Consider the following 21,114-nt stretch of genomic DNA (forward strand, 5'->3'; position numbering starts at 1 on the left):
GCCCGGCGGGCCGCTTCCCTCGACCCGGCGCTTTGCCTAAGCTGGCGCGCCCCTGCCCGTCCGGCCGCTCGGCCCCGAGCCGGTCGTCCTCCGCCCGAGAGACCGCCATGTGGCTCGTGCTGACCGTCACCCTGCCGCTGTTCTTCGTGATCCTGGCCGGCTATCTGACCGCGCGGCGGGGCCTGATCGACGCGGCGGGCATCAAGGGCATCACAGGTTTCGTCTTCTACTTCGCCTTGCCCTTGATGCTCTTCTACCTCATGGCGACCTCGCCGCTGGCCGAGCGCTTCGATCCGCGCTTCTTCCTGGCCTACCTGGGCCTCGCGCTGGCCTTCCACGGCCTCGGCATGGCGGTGACCCGCTGGGGATTCGACTGCCGGCTCAACGAGCAGGCGGTCGGCGGTTTCTCCTGCTGCTTCGGCAACAACGTCTTCATCGGGCTGCCGATCGCGCTCTCGCTCTTCGGGCCGGAGGCGGCCCTGCCGATGGCGTTGCTGATCGTCATCGAGGGCGGCTTCGTCATGCCCTACACGGTGGCCCTGCTGGAGATCGCACGAGCCCCCGCCGGCCGGCAGTGGCGCGCGGTCCTGCCGGCCGGCGCGGCGGTCCTGCGCAACCCGATCATCGTGGCCGCCTTCCTGGGCGCCGGCGCGGCGCTGGTGGAACTGCCCCTGCCCGAGCTCTTCGTCGGCCTGGTCGAGCTGGTGCGCGGCGCCGCCGTGCCTTGCGCGCTCTTCGCCCTGGGCGCCAGCCTGGCGGGTTTCCCGCTGTCGGAGAAGGTTGCGGAGACGGCGGTCCTGGTGACGGTCAAGCTGCTGGCCTTTCCCGTCGTGGTGTTCCTGATCCTGGGCCTGATTCCGGGGCTCGACCCGGACTGGCGCAAGATGGGCGTGCTGGCCGCCGCCATGCCGATCGGGGCCAACGTCTACCTGCTGGCCAACCGCTACGAGAGCTACGTCGCCCGCGCCTCCACCGCCACCCTGATCTCCACCGCGATCTCCGTGGTGACCGTGACCCTGCTGGCGGGGCTGCTGGCGCAGACTTGAGTCACGGCCCGGTTGCGGCAAAGGCCTCGCAGAGATCGTTGAGGCAGCAGTCCGGGCACTTCGGCGCCCGGGCGCGGCAGGTCTTCTTGCCGAACTCCAGCAGCCAGAGGTGCCCCTGGGCCAGGGCCCAATCCGGCGCCCGGTCCTCGAGCGACCTGGCGGTGTCGGCCTCGCTGCGGCCACGGGCCAGGCCAATGCGGTTGCAGACCCGGTGGACGTGGGTGTCGACCGCGATGGTGTCCTGGCCGAAGGAGAAGTGCAGCATGATGTCGGCGCACTTGCGGCCGATGCCGGGCAGGCCCATCAGGCCCTTGCGGTCCCGCGGCACCCGCTTGCCGTGCTCCTCGATCAGGGCGTGACAGAGGCGCTTGAGGTTCCGGGTCTTGGTGTTGTAGAGCCCGGCCGGGCGGATCGCCCGGGCGACCGCCGCGTCATCCAGGGCCAGGATGCCCTCGGGCGTGTCGGCCAAAGCGAAGAGCGCGTTCTTGGCCTTCGCGGTGTTGGAGTCCAGGCTCTGGGCCGAGAGCAGGCAGGACACCAGGGCCCGGAAGGCGTCCGCGTCCTCCTTGACGTGGCGCGGCCGCGGGCCCTTCGGCGCCCGCGCCTCCAGCCGCCGGAACAGCTCCTCGATCTGGGTTTCGTGCAGCACGATCGCTCCTCGTTTTGGCGTCGCATTGCCTACGCTTCGTCCGAGGCCCTGGATGATCTCAGGCTAGCGCAATCTCCGCCTGCCCGAGACGCGTAGAGATCCGGGAGCGCACAAGAAATGAACGGAAAGCCGGCGGCGATGGTCCGAGGACAAAAACGATCCGACCTGCAGGTCGTCTGGTTCAAGCGCGATCTGCGGGTCCAAGACCATGGCGCGCTGGCCGAGGCCGCAGCGCAAGGGTCATTGCTGCCGCTTTACATTGCCGAGCCGGATTTCTGGAGCCAGCCGGACGCCTCGGCCCGGCAGTGGGCCTTCGCGGCCGAAGGCCTGTGCGAGCTTCGGAGCGACCTGGCGCGCCTCGGCCAGCCTCTGGTGATCCGAACGGGCGATGTCGTTGAGGTTCTGGCCGACATCGACGACACCTTGGGGATCGCCGCGCTCTGGTCGCACCAGGAGACCGGCAATGCCTGGACCTTTGCCCGCGACCAGAGGGTCGGGGCCTGGTGCCGGGATCGCGGAATCCCCTGGCATCAGCCGCGCCAGAACGGCGTGGTCCGGCGGCTCGCATCGCGCGACGGCTGGGCCCGCAACTGGGACCGCTTCATGGCCGAGGCGGTGACCCCGGCGCCCTCGACCCTGGCGCCGCTGGACGGCCTCGATCCCGGTGCCCTGCCGCGCGGCGGCGACCTGGGCCTGGCCGAGGATCCCTGCCCGGAACGCCAGAGCGGTGGCCGGGCCGCCGGTCTCGAGCGGCTGACCAGCTTCCTCGAGCATCGCGGGAAGCCCTACCGCCGGGCCATGTCGAGCCCGACGACCGCCTTCGAGGCTTGCTCCCGCCTTTCGCCGCACCTGGCCTGGGGCACGGTCTCGATGCGGGAGGTGGCGCAGGCGACCTGGGCCCGCCAGCGCGCCGTCAAGGTCGCGCCCGAGGGACAGCAGGGCTGGCGCGGCGCGCTCAGCTCTTTCTCCGGCCGGCTGCATTGGCACTGCCACTTCATGCAGAAGCTGGAGGACCAGCCCCGGCTGGAGGCCGAGGCCCTGCACTCGGCCTACGCCGGCTTGCGCCCGGCCGAGCCCGATCGCGCGCGGCTGGCCGCCTGGAGCCGGGGCGAGACCGGGCTGCCCTTCGTCGACGCCTGCATGCGGGCCTTGCGCGCCACCGGCTGGCTGAACTTCCGCATGCGCGCCATGCTGATGGCGGTGGCCAGCTATCATCTCTGGCTGGACTGGCGGGCGCCGGGGCTGCACCTGGCGCGGGTCTTCACCGACTACGAGCCGGGCATTCACTGGCCGCAGGTGCAGATGCAGTCCGGCACGACCGGGATCAACGCCGTCCGGATCTACAACCCGGTCAAGCAGGGCCTGGACCAGGACCCGGAGGGCGCCTTCACCCGCCGTTGGCTGCCCGAGCTGCGCGAGGTGCCGGACGCCCACCTGCACCACCCTTGGACCTGGGAGCAGAGCGCGCGCCTGCTGGACAAGGCCTATCCCGCCCCCATCGTCGATCACCTGGCCGCGGCCAAGGCGGCGCGACAGAAAGTCTGGGCGCTGCGCGGCAGCCAGGCCTACCGGGCCGAGGCGGCGCGGATCCAGGCCAAGCACGGCAGCCGCAAGAGCGGCATCCCGACAACCGGCCGCCGTCGCAAGGCCTCTGCAGACAAGCGCCAGATGGCGCTGGAGGCCTGAGCCTTGGCGACACGCAAGAAGGCCGAGCTGCCCCGCAAGCTCTGCGCGCGCTGCGGCCGGCCCTTCGCCTGGCGCCGCAAGTGGGCCCGGGTCTGGGATCAGGTCAGGTACTGCTCAGAACGCTGCCGGCGGGCGCGCTAGGCTTCGTCGATCGGCCGGTTCGCGGTCCAGTCGAAGGTCCCGGCGTCGCGCTCGCGCACCGCCTGCTTCCAGCCCACCTCCTCGGCGCGGCGCTTGAAGTTGAGGCCCTCGGGCGAATGCCGGGTGATGCCGTCGAAGATCGTCGCGATCATCTGGGTGTTCCTGAGGCCCATGTTCTCCAGCGCCTGGTTGACCATCAGCTTCTGCATCATCAGCTGGTTGACCGGGACCGTGGCGATCCGCTCGGCCAGGCGCTCGACCTCCGCATCCAGCGCCGCGGCCGGCACAGCCTTGTGGACCAGCCCCATGGTCTCGGCCTCGCGGCCGTCGATCCGGTCGCCGGTGAAGAGCAGGCGCTTGGCCTTCTCGGGCCCGAGCCGGTAGACCCACATCGCCGTGGTCGGACAACCCCAGACCCGGACCGGCATGTAGCCGATCTCGGCGTCCTCGGCCATGACGACGAGGTCGCAGCAGAGCGCGATGTCGGAGCCGCCGGCCACGGCGTAGCCCTGGACCTTGCAGATCACCGGCCGGTGGCAACGCCAGAGGCTCATGAAGTGCTCGGTGTTGCGCATCATGAAGGCGTAGTCCTGCATCGGGTCCCAGGGCATCTCCTGGGTCACGCTGTTGGCACCGCCGGCCTCGGCGTAGGCGGCCAGGTCGTAGCCGGCGCAGAAGGCCCGTCCGGCCCCGGAGAGCACGATGACGTGCACGCCCGGATCGCCGGAGGCGGTCTCGACGGCGGCGGCCAGCGCGGCCGGCACCTCGTCGTCGATCGCGTTGAGCACCGCCGGCCGGTTCAAGGTGATGCGGCCGATCCGGCCGTCCTTCTCGTAGATGACTTTGGACATGCCAGTCCTCCCTGATCGGCCAAACGGGGACCGTCGCGCCCCGCTCAGTAAATCTCCTCGAAGTCGCCGTGGCGGCCGAGGCCGTCCTTGAAGCGGGTGGCGCCGGCGACGCCGTCCTTCACCAGGGCCTCGCGGCCGTTGTACCACTCCTGGATCAGGGCATCGCGGGTCGGCAGGCCATGGCTGCGGAGCGCCGAGCGGCGGTCGGCGCGGACGCAGACCGGGGGGAAGCGCGCGATATCCCGGGCCAGCTCTTCGGCCTTCTGGCGGACCTCGCCGTTCGGGACCAGGTACTCGCAGAGGCCGATGCGCAGGCACTCCTCGGCCGGGACCTGGCGCCCGGTCAAGATGATCTCTAGCGCCCGGCCCTGGCCGACGATGCGCGGCAGGCGCACCGTGCCGCCGTCGATCAGGGGCACGCCCCAGCGACGGCAGTAGACCCCGAAGTAGGCGTCCTCCTGCATGACCCGGAAATCGCACCAGAGGCCCAGCTCCATGCCGCCGGCCACGGCCGGGCCGGCGATGGCCGCGATCACCGGCTTGTCGAGTTCCAGCCGGGTCGGCCCCAAAGGCCCGCGAGGGATCTCGCCGCCGTTGCCGCGCGGCCCGGCCGGCGGGATGTCGAGCTCGCCCAGCGGATGGTCGGCGTCGAGGGTGGAAACGAACTTGAGGTCCCAGCCGGCGCAGAAGGCGCCGCCTTCGCCGTAGAGCACCGCGACCCGCGCCTCCGGGTCCGCATCGAAGTCGAGGAAGGCCCGGGTCAGGGCATCCGCGCTCTCCGGATCCATGGCGTTGCGCGCCTCCGGGCGGTCGTGGATCACCGTCCAGACTTGGCCATCCTTTTCGAGTCTCACCGTCATGCTTGGCGTCTCCCCTGGTTCCTGGCTGCCGGTATCAGACAGGCCCGTGGGGATCTTGGCAAACCCGGATCAGAGGCGCGGCCGCAGATCAAGAACGGCTCAGGTCGCCGGGACCTGAGCCGTGGGTCTTGATCCCTCTCCTTGAGGACGGGCCGGTCAGCGGCCCTGGGAGCGCCAGCGCTGGACGATCTCGCGGACGAAGTCCTCGTTCTCGTGCGGGCTCTGCCAGGAGGTCGTGAAGTCGGCCGTCTCGCTGCGCGGGCGGCGGTCCTCCGGCAGAGGATCGAAGCAGAGGCGCATCGGCACCGAGACGCCCTCGCCCACCGCGATCGCTTCGCCGTTGCCGAGCGACGGCAGCGACTGCTCGAAGCCCTGGGAGGAGTCCGAGATGATCGCGCGCAGGATCTCCTGGTCGAACTGGTTGGTCATCCGCATGGCGAAGACGGTGTTGCACTGGGACAGGATCTCTGTCGCGATCTCGGACGGCCGCTGGCTGACCAGGCAGAGCGAGACGCCGTACTTGCGGCCCTCCTTGGCGATCCGCGCGAGCGCGACCTTGGTCGGCTCGAAGCCGAGGCCGTTCTGCGCGGCATAGCGGTGCGCTTCCTCGCAGACCAGCAACACCGGCACACGCCGGTCGGCCCAGATCGCGAAGTCGAAGGTGATCCGGCAGAGCACCGAGACCACGACGTTGACGATCTCGGAGGGCACGCCCGAAAGGTCGAGGATCGAGATCGGCTTGCCGTCGACCGGGATCCGGAACAGCCGGCAGAGGATCTTCTCCATGTTGTCGCGGACGCTGACCCCGCCGAACATGAAGCGGTAGCGCGGGTCGCCCTGCAGAGCCGCGAGCCGGGACTTCAGGCGCTGGTAGGGGGCGCTGCTGTCGGCCTTCTCGAGCTTACCCATCGCCGTGTCGATGTACTGCATCAGGTCGGTCAGGCGATAGGGGACCGGCGTGTCGACGGTGATCCGGCTGTTGCGCTCGCCGTCCTTGAGGAACTGCGTCTTCACGGCCGGCAGGGCCTCGGTGAGGATCGCGATTTCCGCCTTTTCCGCCTGCTCCGCGCCGCCCAGGACCACGCCGAGGAACTCGTTGAACTCCAGCATCCAATAGGGCAGCTCCAGGTTGCCGGTGTCGATGATCTCGGCGCTGCCGGGGAAGGCGCTGGCGTACTCGTTGTGCGGGTCGAGCAGCACGATGTGGCTCTGCGCGTTCTTCTCGATGATCGCCTGCAGCATCAGGGTCGTGGCGCAGGACTTGCCGCAGCCCGTGGTCCCCAGGATCGCGAAGTGCTTGCCCAGAAGCTCGTTGTTCATGACGTGGACCGGGACCTGGCGGTCCTGATGCAGGGTCCCGACCCGTGAGGTCTGCTTGTTCGGGGTCGCATAGACGCGCATCAAGTCCGCCTTGACGGTGGTCAGCACCGGCGCGTTGAGCTGCGGCGGCGAGGAGACGCCACGCCGGAAGGCGGTCCAGCCGTCGCCGGCCTTGAGCACCTCGCCTAGGAGCTCGACCTCGAGGGTCATCATGTCCTTCTGGCCGGACTCCTCGGCCGGCAGCGGCATGGAGAGGCCGCTGACCACCCCGAAGACGATCGAAGCGCCGGTCTGCATCTTGACCAGGGCGCCCATCTGGAGCTGTGAGGCCGCAGGCGACTGGGGATCGTCGATGATGGCGACGACCTGGGAGCCGGTGACGAAGGCGACCCGGGCGACCGGCATGGAGGGCGCCATGTTCGGCGCCGCGCGCGAATCGGTGTGGGGCTTCGCCTGCAGGACTCCGCCCTCCCGTCCGGCTGGCACCTGGCCTGCGGCAGGTTCGGGCGCAGCGGCGGTCGGGGCCGCTGGCGCCGCAGGGGCAGGAGCGGGAGCCGCGGGCGCCGTGGCCCGGGGGGCGCAGGCCGCCGGCGGCGCGGCGGCGGGCGCCGGATCGGCCGATCCGGGCGCCGCCGGCATCGGCCGGGATTCGGCCGAAGGCGCCGCAGCCGCCGGTCCGGGCTCCGCCGTCGTCGTGGCGGCCGCCGGGTTCACGGGCGCCGCAGCCGCCTCCGTCTCAGCCGGCTTGCCGGCGGTCCGGTCCAGAATCTCGTGGAGTCGTTCCGCCCGGTTCGCCAGCTCGATCGCGGCGAGATCGTCGTCGGAAAGTTCGGGCTTGGAAAGGGGGTTCTTCATGCCTGCGCCCTCCTGACGCGTCTTGCCGGCAGGCGGACCGTGACGCAGGTGCCGGCGCCGAGCTTGCTCTGGATCTGTAGGGTGCCGCCGTGAAGCTCCGTGAAGGCCTTGGCCAGCGGCAGGCCGAGACCCGTTCCCTCCTGGCGCCGGTCGCTGTCGGCTTCGACCCGCTGGAACGGCGCCAGGGCTTTCGGCAGATCTTCCTCGCGCATGCCGATGCCGGTGTCCGCGACAAAGAAGGCCATCGAGGCGTCCTTTTGCGCCTGCGCCTGGAGCAGGACGCGGCCACCTTCGGGCGTGAAGTTCACGGCGTTGGACAGGAGGTTGACGAGAATCTGTCGCAGCCGCTGTTCGTCGCCCCAAAGCCCAGGCAGATCGGGGTCGGCACGGACCTCCAGGGCGATACCGCGCGCCTCGGCGAGGCCGGATACCGAAGTCCGGCAGGCGCCCAGGAGGGCCGCGCAGTCGACCGGATCTTCCCGCAGCGTAATCTCGCCGGATTCCAGCTTTGCGGCGTCGAGGACGTCGTCCAGGATCGCCAGCACGTGAACGCCTGCCTCATGGATATGGTCGGCACACTTGCTGGGATCGGCGGCCTCGGCGCCGGCCGCCGGACCCGAGGGGCCCCGACCGCGCAGCACGTCGGACAGGCCGACGATCGCGTTCAGCGGCGGCCGCAGCCCGCGGCTCAGGCCGGCCAGGAACTGGGTCTTGGCGGTGCTGGCGGCCTGGGCCCGCAGCATCGCCGCCTCCGCGCTCTCGGCGGCACGCTCGGCCTGGCGCTTCGCGGCCTGGAGCGCGCGCTCCTTGCGGCGGCGACCGGCCAGGGATCCAAGCTGCTCGGCATAGACCAGGCCCGCGGAAGCCGACTTTGTCCTGGGAGATCGAGACTGTCGCATGGAAATATGAGTAATTCTGCTGATAAGATCAGCAGCAATCTAGAGATAACTCCTAAATAATACATAAATCGGATAGATTATATTTCCCTGCCGCCAGCACAACCTGACATAATTCCTGTCCGGTTCGGGGCCCAGCGACGGTCCGGAGACCCGGGTGCCAGCCTCGGCCGGCTGCCCAGACGAGGCCGCGCTCAGCCCCGCGGCTTGCTCTCCTGCCATTGGGCCAGGGCGGCGTGGGCCGCGGTCTCGGCCTTGGCGGCGTAGTCGGCGGCGGTCTCGGTCGGGACCGAGAGCTCGATCACGTAGCCGTTGGGATCGCGAAAGTAGATCGAGTGGATGAAGCCGTGGTCGGCGACCCCGCGGGTCTCGATCCCGGCGGCCTTGCCCTTAGCGAAGAGGGCCTCCTGGGTGTCGCGATCGGTCTCCAGCGCGATGTGCAGGTCGAAGTCGTGCTGCTCCTTGAACTCGAAGGGCTGCGCCGGGGCCTCGAAGAAGGCCAGGAAGGAGCCGTCGCCCAGGCGGTAGAAGCTGTGCAGGACGCTGGTCTCCCGTCCGGTCTTGGTGACCTTGATCTCGAAGGCGTCGGCCAGGGGCAGGCCGAGGAAGTCCTCGTAGAACTTCCGAGTCTCCTCGGAATCGCGGCAGCGATAGGCGTTGTGGTGCAGGCCTTTGATCATGGATCGCACTCCTTCGATGACGAGATCAGTCTCGCGCCGGGCCGACGAATCGATCAACCGCTTTCGCGGCCATCCAGACGTCCGGCGAATGACGTCTCGGACTTCCCCCCATCCTACATTTGTCGGATACCGCTCCGGGACAAGATGCATCATCATGGGATGCCTTCGCCGGCGGGGCGCCAAGTCAGGCTCTTCGGAGACGGATCAAGAGGATCCCGAACGGAACGGCGACCCGAGAACGATGCGGAATCTCAGCGAAAGACAGAAGCGGCTGCTGCTCGCCGGTCTGGGCAGCTTGTGCTTCCTGCTGCTGCTCGCGCTCGAGATCGTCACGGAAAGCGACGAGCTTTCGCTGCCCGACGTTGTCATCGACGGTATCGGCATTCTCTTGACCATCGGCGCGGCCGTCGGCGTCGCCCTGCTCGCCCTACGCATAGAGAGCCAGCACCGGGAGAAGCTGTCCCTGATCCGCGACCTGGAGTTCGCGCGCGCCGAGGGCAACGCCTGGCGGAACAAGGTGCGGAGCCATCTGGCTGGCCTGAAGGCGGGCATGGATATCCAGTTCCAGGACTGGGGCATGACCGCCGCCGAGCGGGAGATCGGCCTGCTGATCCTCAAGGGCCTGAGCCACAAGGAGATCGCCGTCCTGCGCGCCACCACCGAGCCGACGGTGCGCCAGCAGGCGCAATCGATCTACCGCAAGGCCAAGCTGCCCGGCAAGACTGCCTTCTGCGCCTACTTCCTCGAGGACCTCTTCGCCGAAGAAGACGGTCCGGCCCGCCTCGACGCGGCCTCTTCGGGAACTGTCTCTGACAAGCTCTCTCCGGAGCAAAGCACGCCGCCCGCCTCCGATTGACTCAATCCAGAATCAGGCCGGCACTTCTTCCGACAATTGTACGAAAGCCCCCTTTCCGACGGACGTCGGATTTACGGGACCTCGAACCGGCCGGACGCTGTCTCCATCCACCGGCATCCAAACGGAAAGGAGACAGGTCATGTTTCGATACTGGGAAGAAACATCGCAGTCGCGAAAACCAGCCGGCGGCCCCTCCGTGATGTCCCATCTTAGTTTCTTCGCAGGCGTCCTTGCATTCGGCTTAGCGCTCACCGTTCTGCCGCGAAACGCTGGCGCCCTGGGGGAAGACGAGGAAATCCCCTTCGAGGTCGCCGAGCTCTTCTTCGAGCTCAACGACACCGACGGCGATCTCGGCATACATGGGATGATCGACGGCGGGCCCTGGACCCGGATCGCGATCGAGGATCCGAGGGACCGGACTCTCATGGCGATCTGGACGCTGGGCCGCCTCCGCAAGCAGGCCGTGACCGAGATATTCTTCGAGAGCGCCGAGCCGACCTTCGACGAGCTCGACCCGGCGGATTTCTTCGGACGATTTCCCGAGGGAACCTATGAGGTCGAAGGACGCAGGCAGGACGGCCGGGAGCTGGAGAGCGAGACCGAGGTCACCCACACCCTGCCGGCCCCGCCCGAACCCACTGTCAACGGCCAGCCGCTGGCCGCGGTCTGCGACGACGAGGACCCGGACTTCAATCCGACCGAGGTCAGCGTGCCCGTTACCATCGCCTGGCCGGAAGTCACCGAATCGCACCCGGATCTCGGCAACACCTCGGTCCCGGTGACCATCAACAACTACGAGGTCGTGGTCGAGGTGGTACTGGAGCTGAACGGCGAGGAGTTCGCCTCGGTGTTCAGCACCATCCTGCCGCCCGGCGAGCGGTCGCTGACGATTCCCACCGAGTTCCTCGGCCAGGGCGAGTCCTTCAAGTACGAGGTCCTGGCACGGGAGGAGAGCTTCAACCAGACCGCGGTCGAAAGCTGCTTTGTCGTGAACTGAGCCGCACAGGACCCCCGCTGCACCCCTCCGGGGCGCCTTCCACCCATGACGGAAGGCGCCCCGGCCTTTCTGCGGCGGCACGCGCATCGAAATCCCGGAACAAGGATGGTTTGTATCGCGCCCCGGCCTGTGATGGATTGGCATGCCCGCCTGCCTAGGCCGGAACGCCCCGGGGACTCGCACGCGCATGATCTGCATCCTGCACGGCTATCTGCTGGAAGGCTCCGGCAGCAACCTCTGGACCCGCGCCATCGTGCAGGCGCTCTGCCGCCAGGGCGCCCCCGTGCTGCTGGTCTGCCAGGAGCCCCATCCGGAGATCTACGACTTCATCGCGGCGGCCCATCTCCACGAGCCCGACGGGAGCGTGACAACGCTCTTCGAGCGCGACACGCCCTATCCGGGGACCTGCGTCCTGCACAAGCCGCGCCTGGGGGACACCCTGCCGGTCTACGTCGGGGACATCTACGAAGAGTTCACCAGGGCCGTGCCGATGGTCGAGCTGCCCGACACCGAGATCGAAGCCTATCTCGAGCGCAACCACGCGGTGCTGCGCCGGCTGCTGACCGATCCCGAGGTCGCGGCGGTCCACGCCAACCACGCCGTCCTGATGTCGGTGGTGGCCGAGCGGGCCTGCGTGGAAGCCGGCCTGCCCTTCTCCGTCATGCCGCACGGCAGCGCGATCGAGTACGCGGTCAAGGTGGACCCGCGCTTCCACGCCCTGGCCGCCTCCGCCTTCGCCCGGGCCGGGCGGATCTTCGTCCACGGCCCCGAGATGCGGCGGCGCGTTCTCGAAACCTTCCCGAAGCTGCCGGACCTCGACGCCAAGATCGCAGCGCTGCCGCTGGGGGTCGACACCCGCGCCTTCCGGCCCAGCCCAGGCCCCGGGCGACCTGGGCAGATCGCCGCGCTTCGGAAGGCCTTGGCGTCGCTGCCGCGCGGGCGAGAGCCGCAAGCGGCGGCGCGGCTGCAGAGCCGGCTGCGGGACGGCATGAGCCTGGAGGCGCTGACGGCGGCCCTGGAGGAAGCGCGCGGCTACGACCCGAAGCGCCCCGACGGCGATGCCGCCGAGAAGCTGGCCGCCCTCGACTGGACCGACGGCGACCAGCTGCTCTTCGTCGGCCGGCTGATCGCCAGCAAGGGCCCCCAGAACATCGTCGCCGCACTGCCGCGGATCCTCGAGGCCCGTCCTAAGGCCCGCCTGGTGGTCGTCGGCCACGGCCCGCTGCGCGAGGTCCTGGAAGCCCTGGTTTGGGCCCTGTCCCAGGGCCGGCGCGGGCTGGTCCGGGACATCGTGGCCTGGGGCAGAGCGCTGGAAGGCGGCCCGGCGGCGGCCTTCGAGGAGATCCGGCTGTTCTTCGCGGCCCTGGAGGCCGGCGGGGAACTGGAGGCCTACTTCGAGGCCGCGGAACGGCTGCTGGCGCCGGAGCGGGTGGTCTTCACCGGCTACCTGACCCACGCGGAGCTGAAGCACCTCCTGCCCTGCTGCGACGTCGGGATCTTCCCCTCCATCGTCGCCGAGGCCGGGCCCTTGGTCTTCCTCGAGGCCCTGGCCTCGGGCTGCTTCCCGCTCGGCACCGACTTCGCCGGCACGGCGGCCACGATCGAGTCCCTGGCCGAGGTCCTGCCCGCCGAGGCCACCGAGGGCATGAAGCTGCGCGTCGACAAGGCGCTCACCGTCGCCGACATCGTCGACAAGGCCACGGCCGCGCTTGCCCTGGAGGGCCGCTACAGGGACGACCTGCGCCGCGCCGCAGAGGCACGCTACGACTGGACCGCCGTCGCCGGCAAGCTCGCCGCTGAGCTCGCGGCCTTGGCTCAGCCGACGGACGCCCGCCAGTGAGGCCGGACTCCGCCATCCACACCGCGGTCATGCCCGGACTTGATCCACGGCTGTCCGGCTTAGATCGGAGACGGTGAGGTGAGACTCCTCCTCCCCCTTGATGGGGGAGGACACAGGAGGGGGTGGCGGCCGTCAGGCCGCAGAAATCGGCTCTCGAGGTCTCGGTCCGAGCCGGGATCACCCCCACCCCGGCCCTCCCCCATCAAGGGGGAGGGGGTTTCCGCTCCGATCCCGCAGCCGGAGTCCCGATTTGCCTCAGCGCCAGCAAATCCGAGTCAAGCAAAGCATCCTCCGCAGCCCTCCAGCGCCAAACCGGACAGCGGTGGACTTGATCCGGGCATCCGTCCTGTGGCGGCGCCATGGATCGCCGGATCGAGTCCGGCGATGACAGCGTGTTGCATGACAGTGTCAGGAGAAGCAGGTTAGCGCTGCTCGATCGGCAGGTAGGCGCGCGGCGCCGGGCCGTCGTAGAGGGTGAGCGGGCGAATCAGGATGTTGTTGGCGAACTGCTCCAGGGCCTGGACGGTCCAGCCCGGGACGCGGCCGACGGCGAAGATCGGCACGAAAAGGTCGGCCGGGATGCCGTGCAGGTAGTAGATCACGCCGGAATAGAAGTCGACGTTCACGTTCACCCCGTGGCGGGCGTAGGGCTGCATGGCGGCGACCACGGCCTGCAGGATCTCGTACCACACGGGCTCGCCCATCTCCTGCGACAGCCGCTGCACGCCCTCGCGCATGTGCCGGGCGCGCGGGTCCTCGGCGCGGTAGACCCGGTGCCCGAAGCCGGTGACCGGCTCGCGGTTCTTGCGCTTGGCCTTGACGTAGTCGGCCGCGGCGGCGGGGTCGCCGATCTCCATGGCCATCTTCATCACGTCCTCGGCGGCGCCGCCGTGGGCCGGTCCCGAGAGGGCGGCGATGGCCGCGGTGACCGCCGCGTGGAGGTTGGCCTCGGTGCCGACCACGACCCGGGCGGTGAAGGAGGAGGCGTTGGAGCCGTGCTCCGCGTGGAGCACGAAGTCGGTGTCCATCAGCTTGACCGCCTCGGCGCTGGGCGCCTTTCCGGTCAGCATGTGGAGGAAGTTGGCGGCGTGGCCGAGCGCCGGGTCGGGCGCGACCGGGTCCCGGCCGTTGCGGAGCTGCTCCTGGGCGGCGACGATCATCGGCACCTGGGCGGTCAGGCGCAGGCCCTTGCGCCGGGTCGCCTCGGCGCCATTGTCGGCGACCTCGGGATCGAAGGCCGCCAGGGCCGAGACCGCGGTGCGCAGCAGGTCCATGGGATGGGCGCCGGCCAGGCTGCGGACGATCTCGAACACCGCATCGGGCAGGACGCGGGCGGCCTTGAGCTCGGCGTCGAAGGCCGCCAGTTGATCTGCCGTCGGCAGCTCGCCGTGGAACAGCAGGTAGGCGGTCTCCTCGAAGCTGGAGTGTTCGGCGAGGTCGTGGATCGAGTAGCCGCGGTAGCGCAGCTCGCCTTCGCGGCCGTCGATGAAGGTGGTCGCCGAGCGTTCGAAGTAGACGCCCTTGAGGCCGCGGTGGATCCTGATCTCGCTGTCGGCGTCGCTCATCCCCTGGCTCCCCGTATTGCTTTGCCCGCCTCGATTTACAGCAAGCGACCCGGTCCCTAAGGTGCCAGTCATTCAAGATCTGACGTGCCAGAGGCGCCCGGTGTCTCGGCGGGTCCCGGACATCCTAGCCCATGGTGAAGCTCGAGACCTATCTGCAAGCGGCCCAGGCCAAGGCGGGCCGCGTGGTCCTGCCGGAGGGAACGGAGCCGCGGATCCTGCAAGCGGCACGGCGGCTGGCCGACGAGGGCATCGCAAAGCCGATCCTCCTGGGCGCACCGGAGACCGTCGAGGCGGCGGCGGCCGAGCTGAGCCTCGCCCTAGCGGGTATCGAGGTTCGCGATCCGGCCGGCGATCCCTCTCTCCAGCACTACGCCGAGATCTGTGCCGCGGGACGGGAACGGATGACCGAGGCCATGGCGGCGCGGCTGGTGCGCAAGCCGCTTTACTTCGGCGGCACGATGGTCAAGGCCGGCGCCGCCGCGGCCATGGTCGCGGGCGCCGCCAACCCGACCCGCCGGGTCATCGAGGCCGGGATGATGACCGTCGGCCCGGCCGCGGGCATCGCGACGCCCTCGAGCTTCTTCCTGATGCTCCTGCCCGAGGGCCCCGCCGGCCCGGCGCGGCGCCTGGTCTTCGCCGACTGCGCCGTCAACGTCGATCCAAGCTCCGAGGCGCTGGCCGACATCGCCCTGGCCTCGGCCCGCAGCGCCGAGGCCCTGCTGGGCGAGGCGCCGCGGGTCGCGCTGCTGTCATTCTCCTCCCGGGGCAGCGCCCGGCATCCCCACGTCGAGAAGGTGACCCGGGCGCTGGCCCTGGCCCGGGAGCGCGCACCGGAGCTGGCGGTCGACGGCGAGTTCCAGGCCGACACCGCGCTGGTGCCGGCGGTCGCGGCGAAGAAGATCTCCGGCGACAGCCCGGTCGCCGGGCGAGCCAACGTCCTGGTCTTCCCCGACCTGGACGCCGGCAACATCGGCTACAAGCTGACCCAGTACCTGGCCGGCGCCCAGGCCATCGGCCCCTTCCTGCAGGGCTTCGCTCGGCCGGTCTGCGACCTGTCGCGCGGCGCCACGGTCGACGACATCGTCGCCGCCGCCGCCATCGCGCTGCTCCAGGCGGCGTCCAAGACCGGCTAGCAACCCCTCAGGCTCAGGCCGTACGCCTCACCTCTTCGCCCAGGGTCCCGCCGGCAAGGGCTGCCGCCTCGCGTTCGAAGAGCCCCACCAGGGCATCCATCACGGCACGTACACCTGGTACGCGTCGCAGATCGCGGTGGACGATCAGATGCTGGACCGAGGTCACCCCGGTAATGGTCGGCGTCAGGCGGATCAGGCCGGGATCCGCGTCGGCGGCGAAGCAGGCCAGCACGCCCAGGCCGACCCCGTTGCGTACGGCCTCGTGCAGGACCATGGCGTCATTGACACGTACGCTCAGGGGGCGGCCCTCTAGCTTTTCCAGCAGCCACTTCTGGCCGGCAAAATCGTTGTGCGCCTCGTCGAAGCCGGCCCAGACGCAGTCGCGGTAGCGCGCCTCGCTGCGGGCCGCCGGGTTGTCGGCCACATAGTCGCGGCTGCCGTAGACCGCGAAGCCGATCTCGCCGAGCCGGCGGGCGATCAGGCCGGGGTTGTCCGGCAGGCATTCCCGGATCACCAAGTCGGCCTCGCGCCGCGAGAGATTGGCGTGCAGATGCGAGACCGGAATCTCGATCTCGATCTCAGGCAGCCGGGCGCGCAACTCCGGCAGATGTGCGGTGAGGAACTGCGCCATGACCTCGCCGATCGAGACCCGGACCGTGCCCTTGACCGAGTCGGCGATGCTGGCCTGGCGCCGCTCGACCGCCTGCGCGGAGCGTTCCATCTCCTCGGCCAGGGGCAGGAGCGCCGCGCCGGCGGGCGTCGGCACGAAGCCCTGGGGCAGGCGGTCGAAGAGCCGGGCGGAGAGCGATTCCTCCAGGGCCCGAAGCCGTCGGCCCGCGGTCGGCTGGGTGACCTTGAGCTGGCGCGCCGCAGCGGAGAGCGAGCCTTCCCGCGCCACGGCCAGGAAGACGCGCAGATCGTCCCAGTTCAGCGCCATGGCTTGCTCTCCCATCTAAACGGATTTGTTTAGAGGCTATGCGAAATCGAAAAGCGCGCAACATTTTTCTTTAGGCTAAGTCGGAATCTCGCACGAACACCCAGCCCAGCGAGACCGCCATGTACTTCGAGAGCCGACTCTGGACCTTCACCAAGGGCCTGCGCGGCCGCATCGCGGCGGCGGGCGGCATCGGCCTGCTGTCGTCGCTGCTGGGGGTCGCCCGCCTGGCGCTGCTCGGCTGGCTGCTGGGCCTGGTCTTCGCCGGCGAGCCCCTGGAGGCCCTGCTGCCGGCCGCCGCCGGGGTCGCCGGGGTGATCCTGCTGCGCGGCGGGGTCGAGTACTGGCGCCTGGCCCTGGCCCACGAGACCGCGGCGCGGGTCCAGCTGCACCTGCGCGCCCTGCTCTACGACAAGGTGCTGGAGCTGGGCCCGGCCCACTTCGGCCTGAGCCGCAGCGGCGAGGTCGTCACCTCCCTGGTCGAGGGGGTCGAGCAGCTGGAGGTCTACTTCGGCCGTTACCTGCCGCAGCTCCTGGTCGCCGCCCTGACGCCGATCGCCATCTTCGGCTTCGTCGCCGCCCTCGACCTGCCGGTCGCCGCGGTCCTGCTCGGCTTCGCCCTGGTGACCCTGCTGGCGCCCTCCTTCTACCAGCGCTGGGACAGCCGCGGGGCCCTGGCCCGCTCCAAGGCCTACCGCGCCTACGCCGCCGAGTTCCTCGACGCGGTCCAGGGCCTGGCGACCCTCAAGGCCTTCGGCCAGAGCCGCAGCCGCGCCAAGCTGCTTGCTGACAAGGGCGACGCCCTGTTCCGCCGTACCATGGGCGTCCTGGCGACCAGCGCCCTGACCCGCGGCATCACCGACAGCGGAATTGCCATCGGCGCCGCGGCGGCGCTGGCCCTCGGCGCCTACCGCTTCGGCCAGGGCGAGATCTCCCTGGCCGCCCTGCTCGTCATCCTAATGCTGGGCGTGGAGGTCTTCCGCCCGCTGCGCGAGCTGCGCGACCTGCTGCACGACGGCATGCTGGCCCGGTCCGCGGCGGAGGGCGTGCTGGACCTGATGGGCCGCGCGCCCCTGGTCCGCGACTCGGCCGCCTCGCGGGACCACGGGGACGACCTCGAGCCGAGCCTCGCCTTCGAGGAGGTGCAGTTCAGCTATCCGGCCGGCCGCGGCGCGACCCACGACGGCTTGAGCTTCTCGGTCGGCGCCGGCGAGCGGATCGGCATCGTCGGCCCCAGCGGCAGCGGCAAGTCCTCGATCCTGCGCCTGCTGCTGCGCTTCTACGAGCCCCAGGCCGGCCGCATCCGGGTCGGCGGCCGGGACCTCCGCGGGCTGAGCTTCGCGGAGCTGCGCCGGCACTTCGCGATCGTCAGCCAGGACACCTACCTCTTCCACGGCACGGTCGAGGACAACCTGCGCCTGGGCAAGCCGACTGCCACGCAGGAGGAGCTGGAGGCGGCGGCCAGGGCCGCCAACGCCGAAGAGTTCATCCGCGCCCTGCCGCAGGGCTACCGGACCGTGATCGGCGAGCGCGGCATCCGGCTCTCCGGCGGCCAGCGCCAGCGCATCGCCATCGCCCGGGCGCTGCTGCGCGACGCGCCGATCCTGATCCTGGACGAGGCCCTTTCGGCGGTCGACGCCGACAACGAGGCGGTGATCCAGGAGGCCCTGGACCGCCTGATGCAGGGCCGCACCACCCTGACCCTGGCGCATCGGCTGTCCAGCGTGATCGGCGCGGACCGGATCCTGGTCATGGAGCGCGGCCGGGTCGTCGAGCAAGGCAGCCACGAGGAGCTGGTCGCCCGCGAAGGCGCCTACCACAGCCTGATGGCCGAGCAGCTGCGCGACAGCGCCGCCGGCCGCGAGATCATCCTGCCCGAGGGCGGACCGGTCGGAGACGACCTTCCGGCGGCGGGCACGAGCGGTCCTACCGCCGAGGAGCGGCCGGAGGACGCCATCGTGCGCGCCGAGGGCCTGGGCTGGGGCGGCGTCCTGCGCGAGCTGCTGGGTTTCATACGGCCCTGGAAGGGTCGGCTGACCGTGACCGTGGTCCTGGGCATCGGCCGGGTCGCCGCCTTCATCGGGGTCGGCGTGGTCTCGGCCCTGATCGTGGCCGGGCTCAAGACCGGGGCGCCGGTCGAAGGCCTATTGGTGGCGCTGCTCCTGCTCGCCCCGGCGGCCGGGCTGCTGCACTGGCTGGAATCCTGGATCGCCCACGACATGGCTTTTCGCCTGCTGGGCAGCCTGCGCCGGCAGCTTTTCGACAAGCTGGACCGCCTGGCGCCGGCCTTCCTGGTCCGCCGGAGGACCGGCGACCTGGTGTCCATGGCGACCCACGACGTCGAGATGGTCGAGTCCTTCTTCGCCCACACCGTGGCCCCGGCCTTCGTCGCGGTCCTGGTGCCGACGGCCGTGGTCGCCACCCTGCTGGCCTTCGACTGGCGCCTGGCGGCGGCGCTGGCGCCCTTCCTACTGGCCGTCGGCCTGAGCCCGATCCTGCTGCGGCGGCGGATCGACCGCCTGGCGGCCCGCTCCCGGGAGGCGCTGGGCGAACTGAACGCCCAGGCCGTGGACAGCGTCCAGGGCCTGACCGAGATCCTCGCCTTCCAGCAGGGCCCCGCCCGCCGCGAGACCTTCCTGGAGGGCGTGCGCCGGCACCACCGCTCGCGCCTGCCGTTCTTCCGGGAGCTGACCGCCCAGACCGCGATGGTCGAGGTCGCGACGGCCATGGGCGGCCTGGCGATCGTCGCCACCGGCGGCTACCTGGCCCAGGCCGGGGCGATCCCGGCGGCGCTGCTGCCGCTCTTCACCCTGATCGCCATGGCCGCATTCCTGCCGGTCTCGGAGATCGCCGAGGCCGGCCGCCAGCTGGCCGACACCTTCGGCGCGACCCGGCGGCTCTACGCGGTGAACCACGAGCCGGTCCCGGTCACCGACGGGCCGCTGGAGGGCGAGCCGAAGACCCGAGGCGGGGCCGAGGTCGCCTTCTCCGGCGTGAGCTTCACTTACCCGGGCCAGGTCCGCCCGGCCCTGGAGCAGGTCTCCTTCGAGGTGCCCGCCGGCAAGACGGTCGCCCTGGTCGGCGCTTCGGGCGCGGGCAAGACCACCATCGCCCACCTGCTGCTGCGCTTCTGGGATCCCCAGGCGGGGGAGATCCGCCTGGCCGGGGAGCGGCTGGGCGACTACCGGCTCGACCCCCTGCGCCGCTGCGTCGCCCTGGTCGCCCAGGACACCTACCTCTTCAACGACAGCCTGGGCGCCAACATCCGGATCGCCCGCCCCGGCGCCAGCGACGAAGAGGTTGAGGCGGCGGTCCGCCAGGCCGCCCTGGCGGACTTCGTCGCCAGCCTGCCCCAGGGCCTGGACACGCCGGTCGGCGAGCGCGGCATGACTCTTTCCGGCGGCCAGCGCCAGCGGGTCGCCATCGCCCGCGCCTTCCTCAAGGACGCGCCGGTGCTGGTGCTCGACGAGGCGACCTCGCACCTGGACGCGCTCAGCGAGCAGGCGGTCCACCGGGCCCTGGCCGCGCTGATGAAGAACCGCACCACCCTGGTCATCGCCCACCGGCTTTCCACCGTGCGCGACGCCGACCAGATCCTGGTGATGGACCGCGGCCGCATCCTGGAAGCCGGCCGCCACGAGGCGCTTCTGGCCCAACGCGGCGCCTACGCCCGTCTGGTCGGCCGCCAGCTCGCGGCAGGCAGGCAGGCGGCGGAGTGAAGCTGTATCTGAGCGTTCTGCGGCACGGCCCGCATGCTTCGACAGGCTCAGCATGAGGACCCAATACCAGGGGCCTCCTCATCCCGAGCTTGCCGAGGGACCAAGGGCGAGGTTCGACTCGGCGCGCTTGCTCGCTGCCCTACTTGGCGGTGAAGCCGCCGTCGACGTAGAGAAGCTGGCCGGTGACGTAGTCGGAGGCGGGGGCAGCGAGGAAGATGGCGGCGCCGCGCAGGTCGTCCAGGCGGCCGTTGCGGCCGACCATGGTTTGGGCCGCCATGCGGGCCGAGACCTCGGGATCGGCGAAGACCGGCGCGGTCAGCTCGGTCGGGAAGAAGCCGGGGGCGATGGCGTTGCAGGCGACGCCGTCCTTCGACCAGGCCTCGGCCATGGCCCGGGTCAGCTGGGCGACGCCGCCCTTGGAGGCACCGTAGGCGACGCCGCTGGGAAAGGCGCGGGCCGACTGCAGGGAGGCAATGTTGATCACCCGGCCCCAGCCCTTGTCGCGCATCGCCGGGACCAGGGCCCGGGCCAGGAAAAAGGGGGTGGCCAGGTTGATCGCCAGGGTCAGGTCCCAGTCGTCAGGGGTGATCTCCCCGGCCGGCTGGCGCAGGTTGACCCCGGCGGCGTTGACCAGGATGTCGGGCGCCCCGAAGGGGCCGGCCAGGGCCGCCGCCGGTTCCTCCAGCTTGCGGTAGTCGGCAAGGTCGGCGGGCACCGCCGCCGCCCTGCCGCCCTCGCCCTCGATCGCCGCCTCCGCCTCGGCCAGCCTGGCTTCGCGCCGCCCGGTCACCACCACCGCCGCGCCGGCGCCGGCCAGAGCGAGGGCGATCTCGCGGCCGATGCCGCTGCCGCCGCCGGTTACGGCGGCGACGCGGCCGGTCAGGTCGAAGAGCGCCTGCATGGCCTAATACCAAGGAGTGTTGATAATGACCCATTTGATGGCGCGCTGCGGCCCGCCGGGCAGGCGCGGCCGGCAGCGCGATGCCCACGCAGCGGTGCCGGGTACCGTAAGCGGAGCGCAACGCAGCGGGCGGTCAAGCAAACCCGGCCTTCGGTGGCGCGCGGCGGCCCGCCGGGTGCGTTGCG

General features: G+C 70.4%; 17 protein-coding genes. 8 read left to right on the forward strand and 9 right to left on the reverse strand.

What is annotated here, in order from left to right:
* Positions 1 to 107 precede the first annotated feature (107 nt).
* Positions 108 to 1,046 carry an AEC family transporter gene (locus QNJ30_14610; protein MDJ0944695.1) on the forward strand — a complete coding sequence of 313 codons (939 nt, stop codon included), beginning with the start codon at positions 108 to 110 and terminating at the stop codon, positions 1,044 to 1,046.
* Position 1,047: 1 nt separating this feature from the next.
* On the opposite strand, the gene nth is transcribed toward QNJ30_14610, so the two are convergent.
* Complete coding sequence (gene nth / locus QNJ30_14615; protein MDJ0944696.1) at positions 1,048 to 1,695, reverse strand: endonuclease III; 648 nt, start codon at positions 1,693 to 1,695, stop codon at positions 1,048 to 1,050.
* Positions 1,696 to 1,812: 117 nt separating this feature from the next.
* Here nth and QNJ30_14620 point away from each other — a divergent pair, with 117 nt between their 5' ends.
* Together QNJ30_14620 and QNJ30_14625 are read left to right on the forward strand one after the other, a co-directional pair.
* Complete coding sequence (locus QNJ30_14620; GenBank protein ID MDJ0944697.1) at positions 1,813 to 3,381, forward strand: deoxyribodipyrimidine photo-lyase; 1,569 nt, start codon at positions 1,813 to 1,815, stop codon at positions 3,379 to 3,381.
* Between the two features lie 3 nt (positions 3,382 to 3,384).
* Positions 3,385 to 3,522, forward strand: a complete 138-nt coding sequence (locus QNJ30_14625) for a DUF2256 domain-containing protein (GenBank protein MDJ0944698.1) — start codon at positions 3,385 to 3,387, stop codon at positions 3,520 to 3,522.
* On the opposite strand, the gene QNJ30_14630 is transcribed toward QNJ30_14625, so the two are convergent.
* From QNJ30_14630 to QNJ30_14650, 5 genes are all read right to left on the reverse strand, one after another.
* Entirely contained in the window at positions 3,519 to 4,373 is an 855-nt protein-coding gene (locus QNJ30_14630; protein MDJ0944699.1) for a crotonase/enoyl-CoA hydratase family protein, read from the reverse strand. The two genes, QNJ30_14625 and QNJ30_14630, sit on opposite strands and share 4 nt — an antisense overlap.
* Positions 4,374 to 4,417: 44 nt before the next feature.
* Positions 4,418 to 5,233, reverse strand: a complete 816-nt coding sequence (locus tag QNJ30_14635) for a crotonase/enoyl-CoA hydratase family protein (protein ID MDJ0944700.1) — start codon at positions 5,231 to 5,233, stop codon at positions 4,418 to 4,420.
* Between the two features lie 156 nt (positions 5,234 to 5,389).
* Positions 5,390 to 7,408, reverse strand: a complete 2,019-nt coding sequence (locus QNJ30_14640; protein MDJ0944701.1) for a DUF87 domain-containing protein — start codon at positions 7,406 to 7,408, stop codon at positions 5,390 to 5,392.
* On the reverse strand, positions 7,405 to 8,307 hold the full coding sequence (locus tag QNJ30_14645; protein MDJ0944702.1) for a HAMP domain-containing sensor histidine kinase: 903 nt from the start codon (positions 8,305 to 8,307) through the stop codon (positions 7,405 to 7,407). The genes QNJ30_14640 and QNJ30_14645 overlap by 4 nt, the downstream gene beginning before the upstream one ends.
* 191 nt (positions 8,308 to 8,498) lie before the next feature.
* On the reverse strand, positions 8,499 to 8,984 hold the full coding sequence (locus QNJ30_14650) for a VOC family protein (GenBank protein ID MDJ0944703.1): 486 nt from the start codon (positions 8,982 to 8,984) through the stop codon (positions 8,499 to 8,501).
* A gap of 241 nt (positions 8,985 to 9,225) precedes the next feature.
* On the opposite strand from QNJ30_14650, the gene QNJ30_14655 reads away from it, so the two are divergent.
* From QNJ30_14655 to QNJ30_14665, 3 genes are all read left to right on the forward strand, one after another.
* Positions 9,226 to 9,840, forward strand: coding sequence for a helix-turn-helix transcriptional regulator (locus QNJ30_14655; protein ID MDJ0944704.1), 615 nt, complete (start codon positions 9,226 to 9,228; stop codon positions 9,838 to 9,840).
* 199 nt (positions 9,841 to 10,039) lie between these two features.
* Positions 10,040 to 10,837, forward strand: a complete 798-nt coding sequence (locus QNJ30_14660; GenBank protein MDJ0944705.1) for a hypothetical protein — start codon at positions 10,040 to 10,042, stop codon at positions 10,835 to 10,837.
* A 187-nt stretch (positions 10,838 to 11,024) separates the two neighbouring features.
* Positions 11,025 to 12,677, forward strand: a complete 1,653-nt coding sequence (locus QNJ30_14665) for a glycosyltransferase (GenBank protein ID MDJ0944706.1) — start codon at positions 11,025 to 11,027, stop codon at positions 12,675 to 12,677.
* Positions 12,678 to 13,099: 422 nt separating this feature from the next.
* Here QNJ30_14665 and QNJ30_14670 read toward each other — a convergent pair whose 3' ends face one another.
* Positions 13,100 to 14,242, reverse strand: a complete 1,143-nt coding sequence (locus tag QNJ30_14670) for a citrate/2-methylcitrate synthase (GenBank protein ID MDJ0944707.1) — start codon at positions 14,240 to 14,242, stop codon at positions 13,100 to 13,102.
* A 131-nt stretch (positions 14,243 to 14,373) separates the two neighbouring features.
* Here QNJ30_14670 and pta point away from each other — a divergent pair, with 131 nt between their 5' ends.
* The gene (gene pta, locus QNJ30_14675) at positions 14,374 to 15,375 is read left to right on the forward strand and encodes a phosphate acetyltransferase (protein ID MDJ0944708.1); all 1,002 of its coding nucleotides are present in this window, start codon (positions 14,374 to 14,376) and stop codon (positions 15,373 to 15,375) included.
* Positions 15,376 to 15,388: 13 nt separating this feature from the next.
* Here the strand turns inward: pta and QNJ30_14680 are convergent, their stop codons facing one another.
* Positions 15,389 to 16,312 carry a LysR family transcriptional regulator gene (locus QNJ30_14680; protein ID MDJ0944709.1) on the reverse strand — a complete coding sequence of 308 codons (924 nt, stop codon included), beginning with the start codon at positions 16,310 to 16,312 and terminating at the stop codon, positions 15,389 to 15,391.
* Positions 16,313 to 16,431: 119 nt separating this feature from the next.
* Between QNJ30_14680 and cydC the strand changes: the two genes are divergently transcribed.
* Positions 16,432 to 20,028: a thiol reductant ABC exporter subunit CydC gene (cydC, locus tag QNJ30_14685; protein ID MDJ0944710.1), complete on the forward strand. Its 3,597-nt coding sequence runs from the start codon at positions 16,432 to 16,434 to the stop codon at positions 20,026 to 20,028.
* 139 nt (positions 20,029 to 20,167) lie between these two features.
* On the opposite strand, the gene QNJ30_14690 is transcribed toward cydC, so the two are convergent.
* Positions 20,168 to 20,929, reverse strand: coding sequence for an SDR family oxidoreductase (locus tag QNJ30_14690; protein ID MDJ0944711.1), 762 nt, complete (start codon positions 20,927 to 20,929; stop codon positions 20,168 to 20,170).
* Positions 20,930 to 21,114: the final 185 nt, after the last annotated feature.

Source organism: Kiloniellales bacterium (assembly GCA_030066685.1).
Lineage (GTDB): Bacteria > Pseudomonadota > Alphaproteobacteria > Kiloniellales > JAKSBE01 > JAKSBE01.

Bases quoted from the DNA above. Each gene is read 5' to 3' on its own strand.
- QNJ30_14610 (MDJ0944695.1), top strand. From the start codon at position 108: ATGTGGCTCGTGCTGACCGTCACCCTGCCGCTGTTCTTCGTGATCCTG.
- QNJ30_14620 (MDJ0944697.1), top strand. From the start codon at position 1,813: ATGAACGGAAAGCCGGCGGCGATGGTCCGAGGACAAAAACGATCCGAC.
- QNJ30_14630 (MDJ0944699.1), bottom strand. From the start codon at position 4,373: ATGTCCAAAGTCATCTACGAGAAGGACGGCCGGATCGGCCGCATCACC.
- QNJ30_14635 (MDJ0944700.1), bottom strand. From the start codon at position 5,233: ATGACGGTGAGACTCGAAAAGGATGGCCAAGTCTGGACGGTGATCCAC.
- QNJ30_14640 (MDJ0944701.1), bottom strand. From the start codon at position 7,408: ATGAAGAACCCCCTTTCCAAGCCCGAACTTTCCGACGACGATCTCGCC.
- QNJ30_14645 (MDJ0944702.1), bottom strand. From the start codon at position 8,307: ATGCGACAGTCTCGATCTCCCAGGACAAAGTCGGCTTCCGCGGGCCTG.
- QNJ30_14650 (MDJ0944703.1), bottom strand. From the start codon at position 8,984: ATGATCAAAGGCCTGCACCACAACGCCTATCGCTGCCGCGATTCCGAG.
- QNJ30_14655 (MDJ0944704.1), top strand. From the start codon at position 9,226: ATGCGGAATCTCAGCGAAAGACAGAAGCGGCTGCTGCTCGCCGGTCTG.
- QNJ30_14660 (MDJ0944705.1), top strand. From the start codon at position 10,040: ATGTCCCATCTTAGTTTCTTCGCAGGCGTCCTTGCATTCGGCTTAGCG.
- QNJ30_14665 (MDJ0944706.1), top strand. From the start codon at position 11,025: ATGATCTGCATCCTGCACGGCTATCTGCTGGAAGGCTCCGGCAGCAAC.
- QNJ30_14670 (MDJ0944707.1), bottom strand. From the start codon at position 14,242: ATGAGCGACGCCGACAGCGAGATCAGGATCCACCGCGGCCTCAAGGGC.
- pta (MDJ0944708.1), top strand. From the start codon at position 14,374: ATGGTGAAGCTCGAGACCTATCTGCAAGCGGCCCAGGCCAAGGCGGGC.
- QNJ30_14680 (MDJ0944709.1), bottom strand. From the start codon at position 16,312: ATGGCGCTGAACTGGGACGATCTGCGCGTCTTCCTGGCCGTGGCGCGG.
- cydC (MDJ0944710.1), top strand. From the start codon at position 16,432: ATGTACTTCGAGAGCCGACTCTGGACCTTCACCAAGGGCCTGCGCGGC.
- QNJ30_14690 (MDJ0944711.1), bottom strand. From the start codon at position 20,929: ATGCAGGCGCTCTTCGACCTGACCGGCCGCGTCGCCGCCGTAACCGGC.